Here is a 21,537-nt window from a genome sequence, read left to right as displayed (position 1 = left end):
TTTATCACAAATTAAAACCATACTTCCCTCTTGAATAATCTTTATTTTCAGACTAGATTATATAATAACAATACATTCTAGTTTCAAAAGAAATGGAGTGAAAGCATGTTTCCTATATTGAAAACCGACCGACTCATTTTAAGAGAACTTACCGAAGAAGATGCACCGAGTATACTACAATGCTTCTCTAATACTGACGTACTGCGCTATTATGGCCAAAAACCATTACAAGATGTTGATCAAGTGAAACAAGTCATTCATAACTTTAAACTGAGTTACAATGCAAGAAGCGGTATAAAGTGGGGAATTGAATTAAAAAACAAGAAAGAACTCATTGGTACCATCGGTTTTCACGATTGGTCTTCTGAGCATAAACGGGCCAATTTAAGTTATGCCTTTTTCCCTGAATACTGGGGAAAAGGATATGCGACTGAAGCTGTTTCTGAGGTTATATCATACGGTTTCCATACCATTCACTTAAAGCGTATTGGGGCAATTGTATTTCTTGAAAATGAAGCTTCAAATAAAGTGCTATTAAAATTAGGATTTGAAAAAGAAGGCGTTCTAAAAAATTATATGTATCAAGATGATATCCCCTATGACACGAATTTTTATTCTTTATTAAAATCGGTTTAATAGAAATTATGCGTAAAAACTCGTTTCAGCATAATAAATCAGGATAGTGGATCTTTAACGAAAGATGGGAAACCGAGTGTTATTCATTTCTTAGATCATCATACGACTGATGCGAAGTACAATAAATTATATAATTTTAAAAAGGGGCATGAGCATATTCTTACTCATATCCCTTTTTTACGTTCTTTTTCTGTTTTCGCAATGCTTTTGGCATGTATACACAGAAAGGTTCGCTTTCCATATAATCTCCCGTTATTGCATATGTTCTAGAACGAGATCCCCCACAAACATATCGAAACTCACAAACACCACATTTTCCTTTATAATTGTCAGGATTACGAAGGTTTTGAAAAACAGGGGAGTTTCGATAGATTTCAGCTAGCGATTTTGTTCTAATATTCCCGGTTTTAATCGGCAATAACCCACTTGGATATACATCTCCAATATGAGAAATAAATATAAAACCGTTTCCATCATTCACCCCTTTTGGAGCACGCCCAAACTCATCATTTCGCCCTATATTTCCATTTATCAATACACCCTGATATTGAATTACCTGATTTTTTAATAACTGACTTGTTTCTCAGTATAAAATTAAGAGAACACGCCCTTTAGCTAAAGATTCTTAAAGTTTTTCAACATCATTACCTCTTTTCTAAAACTATAAAAAACGTACTATCCGGTAGCGCAACAGCACTCCCAGACTCATCTTTAAACTCGATTTTCTCGCTAAGATGTTGTGTATATCCATCCTGTAAATAGTTCATAGCTTGAACGATGTTTATTTTATCTCCAAAGATACCCTTTACGAAATCCTTATATTCGTTTGGCGTAAATATTCCAAACTGCTCTTGCACCTCATGAACGAAGGAATCCTCGCCCCATGTATACGTATATAAGAACTCCATTGCATCGTTAACAGGCATTTTGACTGTATCGTCTGCAAGTACCTCATACTGGATTATACGTCCCTTAAATTCACGGACATACTGCTCTAAGAACTTCATTCCGCCTGCATCTTTAAAACGAATCACACGCATTAACGTTTTATCTTCGGTCATGATGCCATCACGAATGATAATACGACCTCCTGGCTTTAACACTTCGTAAGCACTCTTTAGCCCCTTTTTAATTACTTCATGATTGAATTTCTTACCTTCATACTCGATATAAGAGAACAGCTCATGAAGAATAGAAGAATATACAATCGTATCAACCGATTCTTTTTCAAACGAGCTGCTTAAGTTGATTGCATCCCCTTTAATGACATCCCAAGAACGCCCCTCGTTCTGCTTCTTCTTTTTCAACGTATCAATCACATTTTCAGAAATATCGATACCATAGATTCGTTTGTCCTCGGTCTCCTCTTCGATCATGTCTAACATGACACCACCACCGGCTCCGACATCTACAATCGTATCTCCCCTTATATAATCAAGAATAATTCGTTTATCATCAGCCGAACTATTCATATGCTCCAGATACACTTCTTCGTTATGGAATCTATCATATGCATCCTTACGTAACCCGAAGAAATCAAACAGCAGCACATTTGCCCGAGCATGCATCATATCTATCTTTTCTGCCTCTACACAGAAGGTAATTAACGCCTCACCTACAGCGGAAAACTGAAACGACACATACGCAGTCTTCATATCTTCATCGACTTTAGCCTTAAAAGAAACATGCGTTGTATTCGGCTTCTCGTTCTCACGGTACTCCCGTAGATATTTCTCAATAACCCGCTTACGATACACGTTGTCCTTTTTCTCGCCTTTGAAATCATAGTGCAACTGCTGCATCAATTTCTCGAAATGTATATGCTGAACTTTTCTAGATCCTATCTCGTTCTTTAACATAATAAAAACTGTCCAAATATCCTCAAAACTAAGAGCATGCATAGACGGTTCTACATACCACAAATCCTTATTAGATAAAAATATTTGAACGTCTCTCTTCTCGCTTCCCATAATTATATCTTTTTCAAATACTGACTCCTTATGTTTTGAAGTGAGTCTATGTATACGAGAAGTAAATGGCTCCACATAACCATCAAATAGCCCATCAATTGTAATCTTCACATCGTTCTTTACTTCGCTCCACAAAGATTTTGATACACCCTCAATAATACATTGGTTAAGATAGTATAGAATCTCCTTTAACCTAACGTCTCCGTATTCTTCTTTATATTTGTTAATTAAATCAACATGAGAGTCCAAACGAGCCTCCCCGCGGATATACTGCCCGATTAATCCATGTGTTCTAATTAAATCTCGAATAAACAAATACTCAGTAGAGTTTAAGTTTGTCTCCACACGTTCAATAAACTGAATATCACTAAAGATATCAGCAGAACCCTCGTTATGTACGAATAGATTAATCCCGTTTTTCTTCCATTGCTCCCGCTGTTTTAAAGAGCCTACCTTTGCAAGCTCACTATACGTTAGTACCTTTTCAATAATACGATACGCTTCTTCATCTATAGGCAATCCATCTAACACTTGCAGCGTACGGTGTACATAGTACAACACCGCATCTGTTTTTAATGTTTCAAGTACTTGTACATTCTCATAGTTTTGATGTATCTCCTCTGCCTCAATTAAATACTTTAACCACGTAGGGAGAGTATCGGAAAACCCTTCAATGTATTTATTTAGAATCTCAATGTTTTTCAACTTATTTACCCCCATATATAATCAATATCTGTAGTAAAGTCTGAGACACCTTCTTTAAAAAGATCATCACCCTATGTCCCCCTTTACCATCTAGAACTCTTTCAAATACAAACGCTTCAAACCCAGTCTTTTGCTCTTGTAAAAAAGAGTTATCAGGTTTGTAACACATTCTTTTATTCATCTCTTATTGTAACTTCATCAGGAATTTCGGCGGAATAAACAGTAGGACTCAGCGGATCACTTCTTACATTGATAAACATATGTTGCGATAGAATCAACCGAAAATGGAAACGGCAAGCGGGTGCACTCCACTTGCCGTTTTTTCATAGCTTAGTATGTATTTGAATTTCTTTTGCTTTCTCTTTTTCACCCTTCACTCGTACAATTAAATCATATGATCCGGATTTTGGCGCTTCAAAAGAAAGCAGACCTTCTTTTTGAGAAGTAACTTCTTCTTCATAAATAACCTTATCATCTTTTGTAACTTGCAATAAAATTGTACCTTCCTCAACGGCTGCTTCATAAGGAATTTCCACTTTTCCTTTTTCAGCTTTAACCGTTTGCACATCGTAATACCCTTGCAACGAACCAATTTTTAAAGTCGTTTCGCCATTTTTTTGAACCTTTGTGACTTGTGTTGCTGTATTGCATGCACTTAACAATACAACAAGAGTGAGAACCATAAATAAACGTAGTAATTTCATAAAAATTCTCCTTTTTTATGTACATGAATTAAAATTCTAACTCTAAATTTTGTCCCATCTTATTTCCCACCTCTTAAAATAGCTTTTTTTACAATAAAATACATAATAGAGAATAGTAAACAAGCTCCCATTGTACCAAAAACTACAATTGAAATTTTACCTGCTAATGTTTCATTTGGATCTAATGCATTAGGTAAGATTGTGCCAAAAATTGCAATACAGGCTAATACAACCATAAAATATTTAAATCTTTTTACTTTCTTATTCATACTAATTATCCCCTTTATTCCTTAAACCAAATCCCCATAAACCTACACCAGAACCTAATAGTACATGGAATTTGACTCTACTTTTTCTAGCTTCAAAGAATCCCCCGAGATTCCCAAATTAATATCGCCCAAGTATTATACATACCAATTCATTCATTTAGAAAAAGCCCCGCTCAAATCACACACTTAAGACCCTCTTTTTTTACAATACTCAAATAATTCTACACAAATATCTCTATCAATTCATCTTAATACCTTAATTACCTTTTAAGTATATCAATGACAAAATATATAATCTATTATTTTTTATATAATTAAAAACAAACATAATTACAACAAGAGATTGTTTGTATGCTTCTTTGTACTGTATTCCCTTATTCCATGTACTCTTAAAAAAACCTTACTTTTTAAAAGTAAGGTTTTTTTATTTATTCATTAGCAATATAAGCAGTCTTATAAGTATAAACACCACCAAATTGATGCTTCTCAATTCCTTTTACATAATCCTTTTGTACGTAAGCTGATCCCATTTGATAAAGCGGTGCAACTGCAGCATCCTCTAGCAGAATACGCTCAGCCTCTTGCAGAACTTCCCATCTTTTCTTCTGATCTAGTACTAGATCGCTTTTCGCTTTCTTTATTAATTCATCGTAGTGTCGATTAGAATAGTTCATTTTGTTATTCTGATTATCCGTCGTAAAGAGTTCTAAATAACTAATTGGGTCTTTATAATCCGGTCCCCAATTTGCCATTGATATATCGTAATCTCCTGTTTGTTCTAACTGTAATTTTTGCTTAAATGGCTGTTGTTTAATTTGGATTGCGAGTCCCTGCAAATGCTTTTCTAAGTCACCTTTTATATATTCTGCCATACGTTTTGCATTATCTTGTTCAAATGTTAAAAACTCGAGATTTACTTGTTCTACTCCAAGCTCTTTTTTCGCTTCTTCCCAAATCTTTTTCGCATTTTGCAAATCATATGGAGAAAGATCTCCATTTTCTTTTCTAAAATCTTTACCAGTCTCTTCATTTACATGACCAACTGGTACAAGTACACTTGCAGGTTTTGCTCCGTTATTAATAAAATGAGCAACGAAATCCTCTTTATTTAACGCGAATGAAATAGCTTGACGCACTTTCTTATTTGCTAACGCACTATTTTTTTCATTAAAACGTAGCATAGCAATTGCAGGTTCGCTCGACATATGTAATTCCTTACTTCCTTTATACTTGTCTACAAATTGAGAATTAATAGGCACTCGATCCAAATTACCAGCTTCGTATAAATTAACAGCGGTCATTGTATCCTTTACAATTTGAAAGTTTATCTCGTCTAATTTCACTTTCTTTTCATCCCAATATGTAGCATTCTTCTTTAATTGAAACTCTTGTTCATGCTTCCATTTCTCTAATACAAATGGGCCGTTATATATGAGATTACTAGGTTCCAATGCATAATTCTTTCCTTGTTCTTTCAAAAATGACTCATGCTGTGGCAAGTAAATCGGCAGTGCTAACAACTGTAAAAAATACGGAATTGGCTGTTCGAGTTCCACTTCTAACTTATAATCATTTATAACTTTAACCCCAAGTTCATCAAGAGGCATTGTTCCCTTATTTATCTCTTTCGCATTTTTCACATGAAAGAGCATGTACGCATATTGAGACGCTGTTTCAGGTTTAATTGCACGTTTCCACGCAAACATAAAATCATTTGCTGTCACACTGTCTCCATTTGACCATTTTGCATCTTTACGCAAATCAAATGTATATTTTTTACCATCTTCACTTCTTTTAAACGATTTTGCTACTGCTGGAATAGGCTGATCTTGATCATCTAATACATACAAACCTTCAAATATGTTTTGCATAACATGTGCTGATGTACCATCCATCGTTTTCGCAGTATCAAGAGAAGGGATTTCTTCCGATACCGTTACATGTAATACTTGTTTTTTTGCCTCTGTGTCACTTTTATTCGCTTTATTATTACAAGCTGTTAATAATAAAGATGTAACAAGTGCCATTACCATTAAATGGCTCTTTTTTAGCTTCATGAGTTGTTCTCCTTAAGTATAATATATTATAAAGCGTAATATATTATAGCAGAAATACTAACAGAAAGATGCGACATTCTTTTGAATATTTATTCGTCCAAGAAAAAAGCTATCCTTTTAAAAAAGGATAGCTTTTTCAACTACATATAATTACCTATCTTTGCAAACCTCGTTTATAACGACTCGCTTCAAATATAATACGCTCTTCATCTAACGTTTTACATTCGCCATTCCAAACGACACGTTTTCCGTTAATAATTACATCGCTTATATCTTTTCCACTAGCAGCATATACAAGGTGCGATAACACTTCATCTGCTGGTTGTAAATGCGGCTTATTAGATGGATCAATTGTGATAAAATCGGCACACTTTCCGACCTCAAGTGATCCTGTTTGTTTCATGCCGATTACTTCAGCAGCTCCTTTAGTCGCAAGTGTAAGAGTTGTTTCAACTGGTAGTGCTGTTGCATCTTGATGAATGCCTTTTTGTAATAATGTTGCTATACGCATTTCTTCAAACATATCTAAATTGTTGTTAGATGCCACACTATCTGTTGCAATTCCTACTTTCATTCCTGCTTCTAACATTGCTTTTACATTCGCTATACCAGATCCTAGTTTTAAATTACTATTCGGGTTATGAGCTACTCGAACATCATGTTCTGCTAAAAATGCACGTTCATTTTCATTTAATACTACACCGTGTGCAATAACTGTTGGGCGTTTAAACAACCCGCAACTTGCTGCATATTCTACTGGACGTTTTCCGTACTGTGCTTCAATATCACGTACTTCACGCTCTGTTTCCGAAAGATGAATATGAACCATCGTTTGATTTTCTACTGCAATTCGTGCGCATTCTTCTAACAGTTCTGTGGAACATGTATATGGACTATGCGGTGCAACCATCGTAGTTAACATACCACTTTCATTATAGTAACGCTTCACATATTTTTCAGCTTCTTCAATTGCTTTCTTTTCATCCTCTTTCGTTCCGAAGCTAAATAAAGTTCTTGAAACTGCAGCTCGAATTCCACTCTTTGATACCGTTTCCATAATTGCATCTTGATCTACTCCAATTGGATTAAACATATCAGAGAATGATGTTGTACCACTTTTCACCATTTCAAGTAATCCTAATTCCGTGCTAGCGACCGCAAGCTCTGGCGTAAACTGACTTTCAAGTGGCCAAATTCTCGTCTCAAGCCATGGCTGTAATAACATATCATCGCCAATACCTCTTAAGAGACTCATTACAACATGTGTATGTGTATTTACAAGCCCTGGTAAAACCCACTTTCCTTTCATATCAATTACTTCATCTACTTCAAAATCATTAGCGAATTCTCCGCTCTTTACATCTATAATTTGATCATTTTCTACAATGATATATCCATTTTCTATCACTTCATTTTGTTCATTCATCGTTACGATTGTAGCGTTTACATAAGTTGTTTTCAAAAGTATTTCCCCTTTCAACTCTATGAAGTTCCCTTTAATAAGTTACCACCATTATAGTAACTTATTAAAGATTAAGAGTCAAAAGATAATTTGAATTCTTTCATTATCTTTTCCTTCAAAATGCTATATTGTTTTTCATTTGTATCTGCAAATGCTTCTTCTCGATTTGATTCCACATCCAAATAATTCAATCTTCCATTGAACTGAGTCCCTGTAAAATCAAACCTTTGTCCAACTATACAGTTATAAAAATGCCACACCTCCCCTACTTTTGTCTTTTTGATTTTTCCTCCGTATATATCTTGAACGACTAAAGCCGTTATACCACACTGTCCCTTTGCCGGATTCTCAATAGTCCACTTTAAACTTGTTTCAATCGACCATGATTTTACTAGTGCTTCATATATCCTCTTTATCTTTACATCATCCATTCTAATCTTCTCCTACTATTAATTGTTTTACACATCATGTTGCAAAAGAGGCAGTAAACGATCCTCAAAAACCGTTGATGGTGTCTCTCCTATTAACTTTGCTCCCATCTTCAAGTAAAACCCTTTTGCATTCGGATCACTATCAATTGTAAAACTTTTTATTCCTAGCTCATTTGCTTTTTCTAATACATACTCCCAAAGTATTTTCCCGTACCCTTTTCCTTTGTAACGAGGATGAATGTACAAGAAATCAAGAGCGTTATCATTACGTAAAAATGAGAAAAAACCAATCTTCGTATTATCGTTTTCTAAAACATATACAAAATTATTTTTTATGTACTCATCAGTAATTGTTAAATCTTCCTTACAAGCAAGTATGAATGCTTCGCTATAGTTCCACGTTGCTTTTGAATGTAGTGCAAGTTCACTTAATTCATTTGCTTCACTTAATAACGCATTTCTTATCTTCATGATTCTTTCTCCTCACCTTTGATATATAAACTATTAAAATGATTCGAAAAGTAATTAAAAAAACCTCTTATTTCCGTAAATAAGAGATTACTTTTATAATTCCTCATAATAGGTAACAATTTTTTAAAAGAAAAAAACGCCATTCCTGAAAATTGGCGTTCTTTTTCTTTTAACCTTTATGGCATATTATATTAAGAATCATTTTTGCACTTCTAAACAGTTTCTACTACCGCTTCAAGCATTGTTCCATTTTTAGCATAGTTTGTATGCCAAGAAAAAGCTTTTTCTAAAATATGAGGAGTTTGTCCACCTCTTGTTCTTGCTTCCTCGTAATAAGCTCGTAGCTGTTCACGATACATTGGATGTACGCAATTCTCAATAATTAGTTCCACTCTTTCTCTTGGCGCAAGCCCTCTTAAGTCAGCATACCCCTGTTCAGTGACGATAACATCTACATCATGTTCAGTATGGTCTACATGAGAAACGAAAGGAACGATGCTTGATATGTTGCCACCTTTTGCAATCGATTTAGTAACAAAAATAGCTAGGCGTGCATTTCTCGCAAAATCACCCGAACCACCAATACCATTCATCATTTTTGTACCTAAAACATGAGTAGAATTAACATTTCCGTAAATATCTAATTCTAAAGCAGCATTAATCGAGATTAATCCAAGGCGACGAATGATTTCAGGATGATTAGAAATCTCTTGCGGGCGCATCATTAATTTGTCACGATATTTTTCAAAGTTAGAAAATACTTGTTGCATTTTCTCTTCAGAAAGCGTGATGGAGCAGCAGGAAGCAAAATTGACTTTCCCAGCATCCATTAGATCAAAGACCGCATCTTGTAAAACTTCAGAATATACTTCTAAATCTTCAAACTCCGAATCTAGCATGCCGTGCAATACTGCATTAGCAACTGAACCAATTCCAGATTGTAACGGTGCTAAACGATTTGTTAATCGGCCTACTTTAACCTCTTCTCGAAGGAACTCTATTAAATGCTGTGCCATAATAACAGTTTCTTCATCTGGAGGAACAATTGTCGATGGCGAATCCAGTTGATTCGTAAACACAATTCCCTTCACTTTTTCAGCATCAATTGGGATACCGATTGTTCCAATTCGATCATCCGTTTTTACGAGCGGAATAGGGAGTCTTTCCCCTTGTTTACCTGGTTCATATAAATCATGTAGCCCCTCTAATTGCGTAGATTGAGCCATATTCATTTCAATAATAATAGACTTAGCATTTAAGGAGAATGCTAAGGAATTTCCAATTGAAGTGGTTGGAATAATCATTCCATCTTCAGTAATCGCAACCGCTTCCAAGATAGCGAAATCTATATCCATAACGTCAGCACGAAGTAACTCTGCTGTATGAGATAAGTGCTGATCCACAAATAAAAAGTCTCCGTTATTAATTCCTTTTCGCATAGTTGCATCTGCTTGGAAAGGCAATCTTTTCCCTAAAATTCCTGCCTCAGCAAATAATTTATCTACATCCGAACCTAAGGAAGCCCCTGTATAAACATTTACTTTAAAAGATTTATCATTCTTAACTCGGTTTACAAGTGCAAATGGGACTGCTTTTACATCACCAGCACGTGTAAATCCACTTAATCCTAAAGTCATTCCACTTTCAATCCATGAAGCTGCTTCTTCAGGTGTAACTACTCGATCTTTTAATCGTTGATCCCTAATTCTATCTAAATTATTCTCCATATGTAATCCCTCTCCCAATGAATATTCATAATTATTTTACACATTAACACCATCAAAATAGGGATTTCCTTACACAATGCCGAAAATTCAGACAAAACAGCGAATCTAGGTTCTAAAGCAGAAAATTTTAGAATCCTAGAAGCTTACGAAAATAACTGGCGTATGATTGACTTACTGGTACCCTCTCTCCGTTATCCATAGAAAGTAAAAAAGTAGAATGGGTATCAGGATAAATTGCTTTAATATGATTAACATTTACAATAAAGGAACGGTGGCATCTAATAAACGAATCTTTCGGAAGCAAGTATTCGAATTCTTGTAGAGAGTATTTATGTGTTCCTGTTAACTCTTCTGAATTCACATATGTCTTTTTATCTTTAGCCTCTAAATACATGACCTTTGCAAAAGGAACTGGAACCCATCCGTCTGTTGTTTTTAAAGTAACGACTGACTTACCATCCGTTAAAGCGGGATAAATTGCCGTCACGCAACCTTCAATCTTTCCATTATTTGAAAATGGTACGGCCATTCCATGATAAGGAATACCGAAAACATCTCGGTTAATAAACTCAGAGGCTTTTTGCTTCGTTACCATTGCTTTATGTGCAATCGTTCCTTCCTTAATAGGATTCCCGGCGCTAATCTTTAAATCAATTCGTTTACTTGGCCGATAGTAAATATATTCTTTCGTATTCGAAACGGCGATTGATATTTCATCTGAAAATAATTCCCCAACAACATCTAGTAGTATACCTAATGTTTTATCTTCCATATTATTAACACCTCATTCACTATTATACTACTATTATGATTTGTAAAACCGTTCAACAATTTGAACGGTTTTACAAACAATTTAGTTCACCTTAGCCCCATAACATCTTGCTACTGCAACTGCCTGTGTTATATCTAATTTTACATTTTTCAAATCAAAACTTGTAAAATCAATTCTATCAACTATCGCCCCTTTTAAATTTGCACCACTAAGTTTCGCCTTACCTAATTGTGCACCGGTTAAATCCGCGTCACGTAAATCTGCTTTTTCTAAATTACATTCATATAGGTCCGCTTCAATTAAACGTATTCCCTTTAACATTTGTTTACTTAAGTTCGCGAACCTTAAATTCGTATATGACCAATCACCCGATATGATAGTTATTCCGTCTAAATTCGCTTCTTCAAAATCAGAGCCGGTCATTTTACATTCTTCAAACTTCGATACGAATAAATTCGCACCAACAAACTTACAATTCGCAAATGTAGTTCCTTTATGGATAGAAGCGTTAAAAAGAGCACCGGTAAAATCACATTCTATGAAATTACAATTTTCAGTAGAAACTTCCGATGCATCTATCCCTCTAAAACGGCATTTTATGAACGTACAATTTTTCAATTTCTCTTCTTTAATCAAAACATCTTGAAAATCTATTTCTACATATTCTTTATTTACAAATTCACACATAACTACTCCTCCATCTCCTTAAAGAAACCTCACTTCAAAAAAGTGAGGTTCCTTCTCATACAATATGTTTATCTAACCAAGAAATCAAATCTTGAAATACTTCATCTCGATTTACTTCATGGAACATTTCATGTCTTCCATTTTCATATAAACGCAGTGTTACATCTTTCACATCACATTTTTTATAGTTTTCATATACTTCTTTTACACCTTTCCCCATATCCCCAACAGGATCACGATCTCCTGAAAAAATATGTATTGGAAGGTTTTTCGGTGTTTTTTTGAACTCTTCTAGCTTATTTACTTCTAATACACCAGAAAACAATTCACGATAAAAACTCGTCGTACAAATGAATCCACATAACGGATCCGCAATATATTTATCAACTTGATTATTATCTGAAGATAACCAATCAAATTTCGTACGATTTGGTTTAAAGTGCGAATTGAAATTTCCGAATGATAAAAAGTTTAACATAGGACTTTTCGTTTTTTCTCCGCGTAATTTCATCTCAATTGTCGCTACTTTATGACCGATACTTCCTAATAACCCTGGATTTCCACCAGTTCCTGAAATAAGGAATCCATCATATAATTCACCTTTCAGTTGTACAGCACGTCTTGATAAAAAAGAACCCATGCTATGGCCAAGTAAAAATAACGGGCATGTCTGCTCTTTTCTTATCGTTTCTGATACAAAAATAACATCAGACACAGCCTCATTCCAACCTACATTTGGTTTAAAATGACCATAATCTTCTTCTCTTTTCACTGTTTTCCCATGACCTTTATGATCATGTGCATAAACACCATACCCTGCTTTTAATAACGCAGCAATAAAGTCTGTATAAACACCTGCATGTTCTGTCATACCATGTGCAATTTGAATAATCCCTCGCGGATCTCTTTCTGGTAGCCACTTACGTAAATAAATTTCCGATCCATCCAATGCCGTAACGAAACTTTCTTGTAAGTTCATTTCGTCAGCCCCCAACTCTATTATGTATATCAAAAAATGAATATCCATTCATTATTCTTATTATGTATTATATGCAATTGCCTTCATTATGACAAATGACTCACTTTTCCAATTAGCTCTTAAACTAATATATTGACGAACGGAAAATAAAATTATATAGTTACTTACATAAAGTAATTATTATATTTTTGGGAGGTTTCTATTATGATGCCATCATTATTTTTAGCACACGGCTCACCGATGCTTGCTATTCAAGATACAGACTATACAAGGTTTTTAAAAACACTTGGAGAAACATATAAACCTAAAGCAATTGTTATTTTCACTGCTCACTGGGAAAGTGAAATATTAACGATTTCTTCATCAGATAACGAATATGAAACAATTTATGATTTTGGAGGTTTTCCTCCTGAGTTATACGAAATCAAATATCGTGCGAAAGGCTCTTCTAACATTGCATCTATGTTAGAAACGAAATTTAAAAACAAAGGTATTCCAGTCCATCATAATATGACGAGAGGTTTAGATCATGGCTCATGGACACTCTTGCACCGTATGTATCCAGAAGCAAATATTCCTGTCGTCCAAATTTCAGTCAATCCATTCCTTCCTGCAAAAGAGCAATTTAAGATTGGAGAAGCACTTAAAGGACTTGGACAAGAAGATATTTTAATAATCGGGAGCGGTGTTACCGTTCATAACTTACGAGCTTTGAAATGGAATCAAACGACACCCGAACAATGGGCAATTGAATTTGATGATTGGATTATTAAACATATGCAGACTACTGATAAAGATGCATTATTTAATTGGGAGAACAACGCCCCTCATGCACAATTAGCAGTACCAAGAGCAGAGCATTTTGTTCCTTTATTTATCGCTATGGGAAGCGGTGAAAATAACGGCGAAATCATTCACCGCAGTTACGAGCTTGGTACATTAAGCTATCTTTGTCTTCAATTTTAAAGAAAAGGATGAAGCAATCATTGCTTCATCCTTTTCTTTTTCATTCACTTAGTTAACTAACTTCCAAATGTCGTTTCTCTGATACCTCTTCGTTCTTATTGTGAAAATAAACCCAAATGCACGCAATAAATAATAGTGATGAAGTAGAGAAGAAAACATATTGGAAGCCTGCATGAGCTGCAATTTGTCCACCAAGTACTGGTCCAATCATATTTCCTAAAAACTGAAACGATTGATTATACCCAAATATTCTTCCCGTTACATGGGTTGGTGTATGTTGTTTTAGTAGAGTTTGTACGGAAGGTAATAGTCCTGCTTGTGCGATACCTAATAAAAATCGAAGAATTAATAGTTGCCAAGCTGAGGTTACAAATGCTTGCGGGATAAAAATAATTCCTGCAGCAAACAACGCTACAACTAACGTTTTTTGAGGACCGATTTGATCTGATAATCTTCCTAGTCTTGGTGCTGCCAAAATAACCGCTAACCCTGTCGCTGACATAACTGCGCCTGCAACCATTTCAATATGAGCTGTTCCTGGGCCTTCTAAATTCTTTACATACAATGTAATAATAGGTTGAATTGACATGTTCGCAAGTTGAATAATAAATGTTGTTACAAACAAACTAATAATTAAATGCTTTGCTGGAACCATTGTCCATACTTTTTTCGGTTGTACTTTTTTTGCTTGAGCGAAGTGATTCTCTTCATGTAGGAAGAAAAAAACGATGAGAAAAGAAAGGAATAAAAAAGCTCCTGTAACAAGAAAAACATGGCGCATTCCAATTAACTCAGACAAGTATCCTCCAAGTAACGGGCCAAGTAAAGAACCGCTCACGCCCCCAGTTGAAATTGTGGAAATTGCCCAACCTGAATGCTCTTTCGGAGTTTCTGCTGCAATAAATGTCATCGCCGTTGAAAGGAAACCAGATACTGCTCCCATCAAAAACCTTAGTGCGACTAGTTGATACACATCCGTTACAAACCCCATAAGCGTCATAATAATCGCCATACCAAGGCTCGCACGAATCAGCATCAATTTCCGTCCATGTATATCACCAAGCTTTCCCCATATTGGTGATACGATCGCACCCATTAAAAATGTTATACCAAATGCAAGTCCCGACCACTGTGCAATACTAGAAGTGCCAGTTACTCCTAATTCCTCAATATAAAAAGATAAAAAAGGAATTACTAAACTCATACCGGCTGCAGTGGTAAAACAACCTAGCCAACAAATCATTAAATTTCGTTTCCAGCTGGCCATTTTCACACCTTCTTTCTTTAGATACCCATTCTACACCCTTTCTTGTAAAAAGTTTAGTAATTTGCTTTATTTGTAAGATTTACTACAAAACCCGCTATTTTCTAGTGAAAACCACTACATCTCTACATTATTTTCATAAAAAAACCAACTCCCACATATGGAGTTGGTTACTTATTCTCTAACGGTATTAAACGCGCATCACAATTTCGCTCATAAAACTCAATCGGACCTGCTTGTCCAATAATTGCGTATTCATATCCTTCTTGCTTCATACTATGTAAACAACGATGTAACAATTCCTTACCTACACCTTTCACGCGATTTTGTTTCGCTGTGCCCATTGGACCAAACAATCCCTTCTTTCCTCTCACTACATCATAACAAGCGAAACCTACTATCACTTCTTCTTGTTCTGCTATATAAATAGGGACATTTTCTTTATATGTACGAAATCCATACTCTATTGAATGTAACCAACGTTCACCAAATTCCTCATTAACAAAACTTGCTAATTTTTCAAAATCAGAAGGGATAGCCTTTCTAACAGCACAAATTAAATGATTATAAGTAGGAACAAAATATTTTAGATCGACCGCTAAATCTCTTGGCTCAGCTATAATACGTAATATATCTTTTTGTGTTTGTGCATTTCCAATAAACTTATCTACACGAAATAGCGCATATATAACATGCCCTTCATTTATTATTACTTGCTGGAAACGTTCCATACGTTTCTTCGCTATTTGTAAAATTTCTAGCACCTTATAAGATACCTTATATTGTCCTATTTTTTTATACTCTTGATACGGTGAATCGTATTGTTTTCGTATTGAAAATTTTTCTAAAAAATCCGTACCCACTTTACGGAATAAATACATATACAACTCGCTACAAACTCCAGTACCTTCTTTACACATACCGATAAACAGATGAGCTGGTTGAATGATATTACTTTCTGCCTCTTCTGCTGCAATCTTTAATATGTTATGAACACGTTTTGTAAATTTATACTCCTCCATACGTATCTCCATCCCCTATTACTTTACTAGTAAACCGTAACCATAAATAAGTGAAACAATTATTCCAACTACCAATATACCTGGCAGTAAATTTGCCACTTTAATTTTAATAATACCAAGTAAGTTCAATCCAATAGCGGCTATCATAATACCACCTGTAGCTGTCATTTCCACTATAAATTGATTCATTAATTCTTTCGGGACCAAACTATTAATTTGTGTTGCAAAAACCGCAATCCCTCCTTCGTATAAAATAACTGGAATCGCCGAAAATACTACACCAATTCCTAAAGTTGTCGTTAATATAATAGAAATAAATCCATCGATAATCGCCTTTGTAAATAAAATGTCATGATTGCCGCGAATCCCGCTGTCGAGTGCACCAAGTATGCCCATCGCACCAATTGCAAAAATTAAAGTAGCTGTTACAAACCCTTCTGATATGCTCCCTTTCCCTTTCGATCCAACTTTATTTTCTAGCCAATCTCCTAACAGCTTTAACTTTTCCTCTAGTTGTAGCCATTCCCCGATGACGGTACCAATAACTAAACTTAGTATGACAACAAGAAAATTTTCACTTTTCAATGCCATTTGAAGTCCAAGCACAGTAACTGCTAAACCGATTGCATGCATAATTGTTCCCTTCATACTTTCTGGAATCCTACTAAATAATTTCCCTAGTAAAGTACCAAATATAATACAAATCCCATTTACAACTGCTCCTAATATAACCATCTCTCGTTCTTCACCCTTCGAATTCTTTATTTCTATATTTTGGTTTATACATTGATTTACAGGTTATCTATATGTTAACTTAATATTGAGAATATTAACAAATGTTTTCACTACATAAACTGCATTTGTAGTTATACATAAAGTGAAACTTTAACTAGCGCGAGTTTTATTGCCCACAAATTGCGGTATAAACTCAAAAGGGAAGGTATTTATGAAAACTTTACTAAAACGATTTCTGTTAATAGCCTTTTGCATTACACCAATTGTTTTATTAGTTAACTACTCTTTTATTTCAAAAGCGAAAGACAAACCCGATTTGCAAAACAAATCTAGTAAAACAGCTTCAACAAGTGAAAAGAAAATAGAAGACAAGGAAATCACACTCACCTTCTCTGGTGATACAATGTTCGATTGGCAATTACGTCCTGTAATCGAAAAAAACGGGGCTGATTATTCATTCCAACATGTAAAAGAAGAAATAACAAAAGCTGATATTTCTTTCGTTAATTTAGAGTCAGCATTTACAACGAGAGAAAAGAAAGCTCCTGGACAACTATTTTGGATTAAAAGTGATCCATCTGCACTAAAAGCTATTAAAAACACGGGATATGACATCGTAAATATTGGGAATAACCATACACTTGATTATGGGCAAGATGGATTATTAGACACGATTTCTCACGTTGAAAAATTAAAGTTCCCTTACATTGGAGCCGGAAAGAATGCAAAGGATGCATATACTGCACGAGAAATGACTGTAAAAGGGAAAAAGTTCAAATTTCTTTCCTTCGTTCGATTTATGCCTGATACGAATTGGGTAGCTGGTGACAATAAACCTGGCGTTGCGAACGGATATGATTTAAATCTTGTAACAAAAACAATTAAAGAGCAAAAGAAAGATGCAGACTATTTAATCATCTATATGCATTGGGGCGTTGAAAAATCAAATCGTCCGGTAGAATACCAAAAACAATATGTACCTAAAATGGTTGAAGCAGGAGCTGACGCGATTGTCGGGAGTCACCCGCATTGGTTACAAGGATTTGAGTATTATAATAACGTTCCTATCGCTTATTCATTAGGTAACTTTTTATTCCCAAGTTATGTAAGCGGGAAAAGCGCCGAAACTGGCATATTAACTTTAACTTTTAAAGGAAAGGATGTCCAAATGTCATTCAATCCTTACATCATTCGCAACAACCAAATCTCCCCTGTAAATGAGGACGAAAAGAAAAAAGCTCTACAATATTTACAAACAATTTCAACTGACGTAGAAATTGATGATACAGGGAACATAAAAAACAAACGAAACTAGACAACGCAAGATTTATTTCTCTGTAACATACTTTACAGAATAGGTGATGAACATGCTGAAAGACTTATTAGAAAATGTAAGTTTGTTAGAGAATATTTATAAAATATCTATAGCCGTTCTACTTTTATGTTCATTTTTTTCTGTTAGACTTCTAAAAAAAATAAAACGTGAACGAAAACTTACTACCTTTGAATTTACTATGTATGTAATCATTCGCATTGCGATACTCTTTTGGTTAACTAGCTTTATCCTACTTGAATATGGAAAGTATATAGTGTAATTATAAAAAGATAGATACAAGCAGCATTTCCGCTGTTTGCATCTATCTTTTTTATTTGGATGCTAACTCTTTCCTTCTATTAAATAAGCAAATCAAACAAAATAGGATTTTTATTAAGCTCCATAAATTGAATATTATTTTCTTTAAAACGAGTAATTAATTGCTCATAATCTTCTTTATGTTTCAACTCTACTCCGACTAGTGCTGGGCCATTTTCTTTATTATGTTTCTTAATGTATTCAAAACGAGTAATATCATCTTCTGGCCCTAATCCCTTATCAAGAAACTCTCTTAGCGCACCTGAACGCTGCGGGAATTCAATGATAAAATAATGCTTTAACCCTTCGTAAATGAGCGAACGTTCTTTCATTTCTTGCATTCTATCAATATCATTATTTCCACCACTTAGCGTACATACAACTGTTTTACCTTTTATTTCATCTCTATATAAATCAAGCGCTGCAATAGATAGTGCACCAGCCGGTTCAGCTACAATTGCATTTTTCTTATACAGTTCTAAAATCGTCGTACAAACCTTTCCTTCTGGTACTAAAACAATATCATCAATTACATCTTTACAAGTTTCAAATGTTAACTTTCCTACCTTTTTGACAGCTGCCCCATCAACAAAACTATCTATTTTCTCTAACGCGACATTTTCGTTTTGAAGAAAAGCCTCTTTCATAGATGCAGCTCCCATTGGCTCTGCGCCAATGACCTTTGTAGCAGGACTAACACCTTTTACATATGTACCAACACCTGATGCTAACCCACCGCCTCCAATTGCTGTAAAGATATAATCCACTGGTTTCTCCATATCATGCATAATTTCAACTGCCACTGTTCCTTGACCAGCAATAACATACGGATCATCAAACGGATGAACAAACGTCATTCTATTTTCTTCACAATAGCGCTGTGCTTCTTGGAAAGAGCTATCAAATGTATCACCAACTAATACAATTTCTGCAAAATCACTACCGAAAAATTGTACTTGCGATACTTTTTGTTTAGGTGTCGTTGTTGGCATAAAGATTTTCGACGGAATCTTCAATAAATTACACGTATAAGCAACTCCTTGCGCATGATTACCAGCACTTGCACAAACAACACCGTTTTGTAATTGTTCTTTTGATAAACTTTGAATTAAATTGTACGCACCACGAATTTTGAAAGAGCGAATCAATTGTAAGTCTTCTCGTTTTACATAAACGTCACAATCATATTTCTCAGATAGAACTGTATCACGTTGTAACGGTGTTTTAATAACGATATCTTTCATGCAATTATGTGCCATTAAGATATCTTCAATTTTCACTCTCTCCTTTACCTTTTGCACCATTTCATATCATCCTTATCTCTTTTAAATTGGCTCAATCAAAATCCGGGATTTTTAGAACTGCACCTGTATTCGCCGATGTTACCATTTGTGCATAACGCCCAAGCCAGCCAGTTTTCACTTTCGGTTCTGGTCGTTTCCATTCTTTTTTACGCTGATCTAATTCTTCATCACTAACTCTTACTTCTAACAATCTTTCCTCAACATCGATACAAACGATATCCCCTTGCTTGAGAAGTGCAATCGTTCCCCCCGCAGCTGCTTCTGGCGAAATATGCCCTACCGAAATACCACGTGAAGCTCCAGAAAAACGTCCATCCGTTAATAGCGCAACATCTGCACCTAATCCCATACCAGCAATCGCTGACGTTGGTGCTAACATTTCTGGCATACCAGGACCGCCTCTTGGTCCTTCATAGCGAATAACAACTACATCGCCTTTCTTAACCTTTCCAAGCATAATGCCCGCAAGTGCCTCATCTTGTGAATTAAAAATAACGCAAGGTCCTTCAAATCGTTTTACTTCTGTTGCCCCACTTTTAATAACTGCCCCATCTTTCGCAAGGTTTCCTTTTAATATACGTAATCCCCCTTCTTCACTATGAGGGTTTTCGAGAGAATGAATAACTTCCCTATCTTTAATCTCTGCATGAGCAATGTTTTCTCTTAATGTTTGCCCAGTAGCAGTAATACGGTCTAAATGAAGCACCCCTTCTTTTCGGCTCATCTCTTTCAAAATTGCACTAATTCCGCCTGCTCGATCAATATCCTCCATATGCCAATTGGAGGCTGGACTTACTTTACATAAATGTGGTACACGTCTTGAAACGGCATCAATGCGGTTCATATCGTAATCTAAACCCGCTTCTTGTGCAAGCGCCAATGTGTGCAACACTGTATTTGTTGAACCGCCCATCGCCATATCAAGCGCGAACGCATCATCAATTGCTTCTTCCGTTACAATGTCTCTCGGTTTAATATCTCTTTCAATTAAAATCTTTAATTTCTCTGCTGCTTGTTTAATTAATTCTTCACGTCTTGGATCAATAGCTAAAATACTTCCGTTACCAGGAAGAGCTAAACCTAATACTTCACATAAACAGTTCATAGAGTTCGCTGTAAACATACCAGAACAAGAACCACAAGATGGACAGCCATGATCTTCAATATCCTTTAATTCTTCTTCTGAAATTTTCCCAGATTGATAAGCTCCTACTCCTTCGAAAACAGAACTTAAATCGACAACCTCCCCTTTAGAAGTCTTCCCAGCTGCCATCGGTCCACCTGAAACAAAAACAGTTGGAATGTTAATACGAAGTGCAGCCATCATCATACCAGGGGTAATTTTGTCACAGTTTGGAATACAAATCATGCCATCAAACCAATGTGCATTTACAACCGTTTCTACTGAATCTGCAATGATTTCACGACTCGGAAGCGAATAACGCATACCGATATGCCCCATCGCAATACCGTCATCTACTCCAATTGTATTAAATTCAAATGGAACCATACCTGCTGCACGCACTGCTTCTTTAACAAGTTTTCCAAACTCATTTAAGTGCTTATGACCTGGAATAATTTCAATAAAAGAATTACAGATAGCTATAAACGGTTTATCAAAATCTTCATCTTTCAAACCAGTTGCTTTTAATAAACTACGGTGCGGTGCTTTATCAAAACCTTTTTTAATCATGTCACTTCTCATCTTGTCAAATCCCCTCTTACGTATTTTTCACTTACAAT

The 21,537-nt window shown here is 35.3% G+C and carries 20 protein-coding genes and 1 pseudogene; 4 read left to right on the top strand and 17 right to left on the bottom strand.

Annotation, left to right across the window (positions count from 1 at the left end; genetic code table 11):
- Positions 1-105: 105 nt before the first annotated feature.
- Positions 106-636, top strand: coding sequence for a GNAT family N-acetyltransferase (locus JDS99_RS16635; protein ID WP_087983009.1), 531 nt, complete (start codon positions 106-108; stop codon positions 634-636).
- Between the two features lie 160 nt (positions 637-796).
- On the opposite strand, the pseudogene JDS99_RS16630 reads toward JDS99_RS16635, so the two are convergent.
- From JDS99_RS16630 to JDS99_RS16575, 12 genes and pseudogenes are all read right to left on the bottom strand, one after another.
- Positions 797-1,201: pseudogene (locus tag JDS99_RS16630) on the bottom strand (SPASM domain-containing protein); the annotation flags it as partial.
- A gap of 79 nt (positions 1,202-1,280) precedes the next feature.
- Positions 1,281-3,326 carry a class I SAM-dependent methyltransferase gene (locus JDS99_RS16625; RefSeq protein WP_098856657.1) on the bottom strand — a complete coding sequence of 682 codons (2,046 nt, stop codon included), beginning with the start codon at positions 3,324-3,326 and terminating at the stop codon, positions 1,281-1,283.
- Positions 3,327-3,634: 308 nt separating this feature from the next.
- On the bottom strand, positions 3,635-4,015 hold the full coding sequence (locus tag JDS99_RS16620) for a BA_1872 family lipoprotein (protein WP_088063002.1): 381 nt from the start codon (positions 4,013-4,015) through the stop codon (positions 3,635-3,637).
- Between the two features lie 59 nt (positions 4,016-4,074).
- The gene (locus JDS99_RS16615) at positions 4,075-4,284 is read right to left on the bottom strand and encodes a hypothetical protein (RefSeq protein WP_087983012.1); all 210 of its coding nucleotides are present in this window, start codon (positions 4,282-4,284) and stop codon (positions 4,075-4,077) included.
- A gap of 428 nt (positions 4,285-4,712) precedes the next feature.
- Positions 4,713-6,341, bottom strand: coding sequence for a peptide ABC transporter substrate-binding protein (locus JDS99_RS16610; protein ID WP_088063001.1), 1,629 nt, complete (start codon positions 6,339-6,341; stop codon positions 4,713-4,715).
- A 154-nt stretch (positions 6,342-6,495) separates the two neighbouring features.
- The gene (locus tag JDS99_RS16605) at positions 6,496-7,821 is read right to left on the bottom strand and encodes a bifunctional S-methyl-5'-thioadenosine deaminase/S-adenosylhomocysteine deaminase (protein WP_199695389.1); all 1,326 of its coding nucleotides are present in this window, start codon (positions 7,819-7,821) and stop codon (positions 6,496-6,498) included.
- A gap of 53 nt (positions 7,822-7,874) precedes the next feature.
- Complete coding sequence (locus JDS99_RS16600; RefSeq protein WP_088062999.1) at positions 7,875-8,234, bottom strand: YunG family protein; 360 nt, start codon at positions 8,232-8,234, stop codon at positions 7,875-7,877.
- A gap of 27 nt (positions 8,235-8,261) precedes the next feature.
- Positions 8,262-8,705 carry a GNAT family N-acetyltransferase gene (locus JDS99_RS16595; protein WP_088608672.1) on the bottom strand — a complete coding sequence of 148 codons (444 nt, stop codon included), beginning with the start codon at positions 8,703-8,705 and terminating at the stop codon, positions 8,262-8,264.
- 212 nt (positions 8,706-8,917) lie between these two features.
- The gene (locus tag JDS99_RS16590; protein ID WP_199695388.1) at positions 8,918-10,432 is read right to left on the bottom strand and encodes an acetyl-CoA hydrolase/transferase family protein; all 1,515 of its coding nucleotides are present in this window, start codon (positions 10,430-10,432) and stop codon (positions 8,918-8,920) included.
- 127 nt (positions 10,433-10,559) lie between these two features.
- Complete coding sequence (locus tag JDS99_RS16585) at positions 10,560-11,204, bottom strand: LytTR family DNA-binding domain-containing protein (protein WP_087983018.1); 645 nt, start codon at positions 11,202-11,204, stop codon at positions 10,560-10,562.
- Positions 11,205-11,285: 81 nt separating this feature from the next.
- Positions 11,286-11,891 carry a pentapeptide repeat-containing protein gene (locus JDS99_RS16580; RefSeq protein WP_088062996.1) on the bottom strand — a complete coding sequence of 202 codons (606 nt, stop codon included), beginning with the start codon at positions 11,889-11,891 and terminating at the stop codon, positions 11,286-11,288.
- 55 nt (positions 11,892-11,946) lie between these two features.
- On the bottom strand, positions 11,947-12,870 hold the full coding sequence (locus JDS99_RS16575) for an alpha/beta hydrolase (RefSeq protein WP_199695387.1): 924 nt from the start codon (positions 12,868-12,870) through the stop codon (positions 11,947-11,949).
- Positions 12,871-13,074: 204 nt separating this feature from the next.
- On the opposite strand from JDS99_RS16575, the gene JDS99_RS16570 reads away from it, so the two are divergent.
- Positions 13,075-13,836 carry a DODA-type extradiol aromatic ring-opening family dioxygenase gene (locus JDS99_RS16570; RefSeq protein WP_097889371.1) on the top strand — a complete coding sequence of 254 codons (762 nt, stop codon included), beginning with the start codon at positions 13,075-13,077 and terminating at the stop codon, positions 13,834-13,836.
- 52 nt (positions 13,837-13,888) lie between these two features.
- Here JDS99_RS16570 and JDS99_RS16565 read toward each other — a convergent pair whose 3' ends face one another.
- The 3 genes from JDS99_RS16565 to JDS99_RS16555 form a co-directional block, all read right to left on the bottom strand.
- Positions 13,889-15,103, bottom strand: a complete 1,215-nt coding sequence (locus tag JDS99_RS16565) for a multidrug efflux MFS transporter (protein ID WP_199695386.1) — start codon at positions 15,101-15,103, stop codon at positions 13,889-13,891.
- 167 nt (positions 15,104-15,270) lie between these two features.
- Positions 15,271-16,122, bottom strand: coding sequence for a GNAT family N-acetyltransferase (locus JDS99_RS16560; RefSeq protein WP_199695385.1), 852 nt, complete (start codon positions 16,120-16,122; stop codon positions 15,271-15,273).
- A gap of 18 nt (positions 16,123-16,140) precedes the next feature.
- Positions 16,141-16,857 carry a DUF554 domain-containing protein gene (locus JDS99_RS16555; protein ID WP_199695384.1) on the bottom strand — a complete coding sequence of 239 codons (717 nt, stop codon included), beginning with the start codon at positions 16,855-16,857 and terminating at the stop codon, positions 16,141-16,143.
- Between the two features lie 211 nt (positions 16,858-17,068).
- Here JDS99_RS16555 and JDS99_RS16550 point away from each other — a divergent pair, with 211 nt between their 5' ends.
- Positions 17,069-18,172 (top strand): CapA family protein, encoded by a 1,104-nt coding sequence (locus JDS99_RS16550; RefSeq protein WP_199695383.1) that lies wholly within the window; start codon positions 17,069-17,071, stop codon positions 18,170-18,172.
- Between the two features lie 52 nt (positions 18,173-18,224).
- Positions 18,225-18,452, top strand: coding sequence for a hypothetical protein (locus JDS99_RS16545; protein ID WP_000910223.1), 228 nt, complete (start codon positions 18,225-18,227; stop codon positions 18,450-18,452).
- A gap of 79 nt (positions 18,453-18,531) precedes the next feature.
- On the opposite strand, the gene ilvA is transcribed toward JDS99_RS16545, so the two are convergent.
- Entirely contained in the window at positions 18,532-19,794 is a 1,263-nt protein-coding gene (ilvA, locus tag JDS99_RS16540; RefSeq protein ID WP_199695382.1) for a threonine ammonia-lyase IlvA, read from the bottom strand.
- A gap of 31 nt (positions 19,795-19,825) precedes the next feature.
- Positions 19,826-21,499 (bottom strand): dihydroxy-acid dehydratase, encoded by a 1,674-nt coding sequence (gene ilvD, locus JDS99_RS16535; RefSeq protein WP_199695381.1) that lies wholly within the window; start codon positions 21,497-21,499, stop codon positions 19,826-19,828.
- Positions 21,500-21,537 lie beyond the last annotated feature (38 nt).

The sequence above is a fragment of the Bacillus cereus group sp. N6 genome, from assembly GCF_016483705.1.
GTDB lineage: Bacteria > Bacillota > Bacilli > Bacillales > Bacillaceae_G > Bacillus_A > Bacillus_A wiedmannii.
This window is presented reverse-complemented; position numbering and strand designations above follow the sequence as displayed.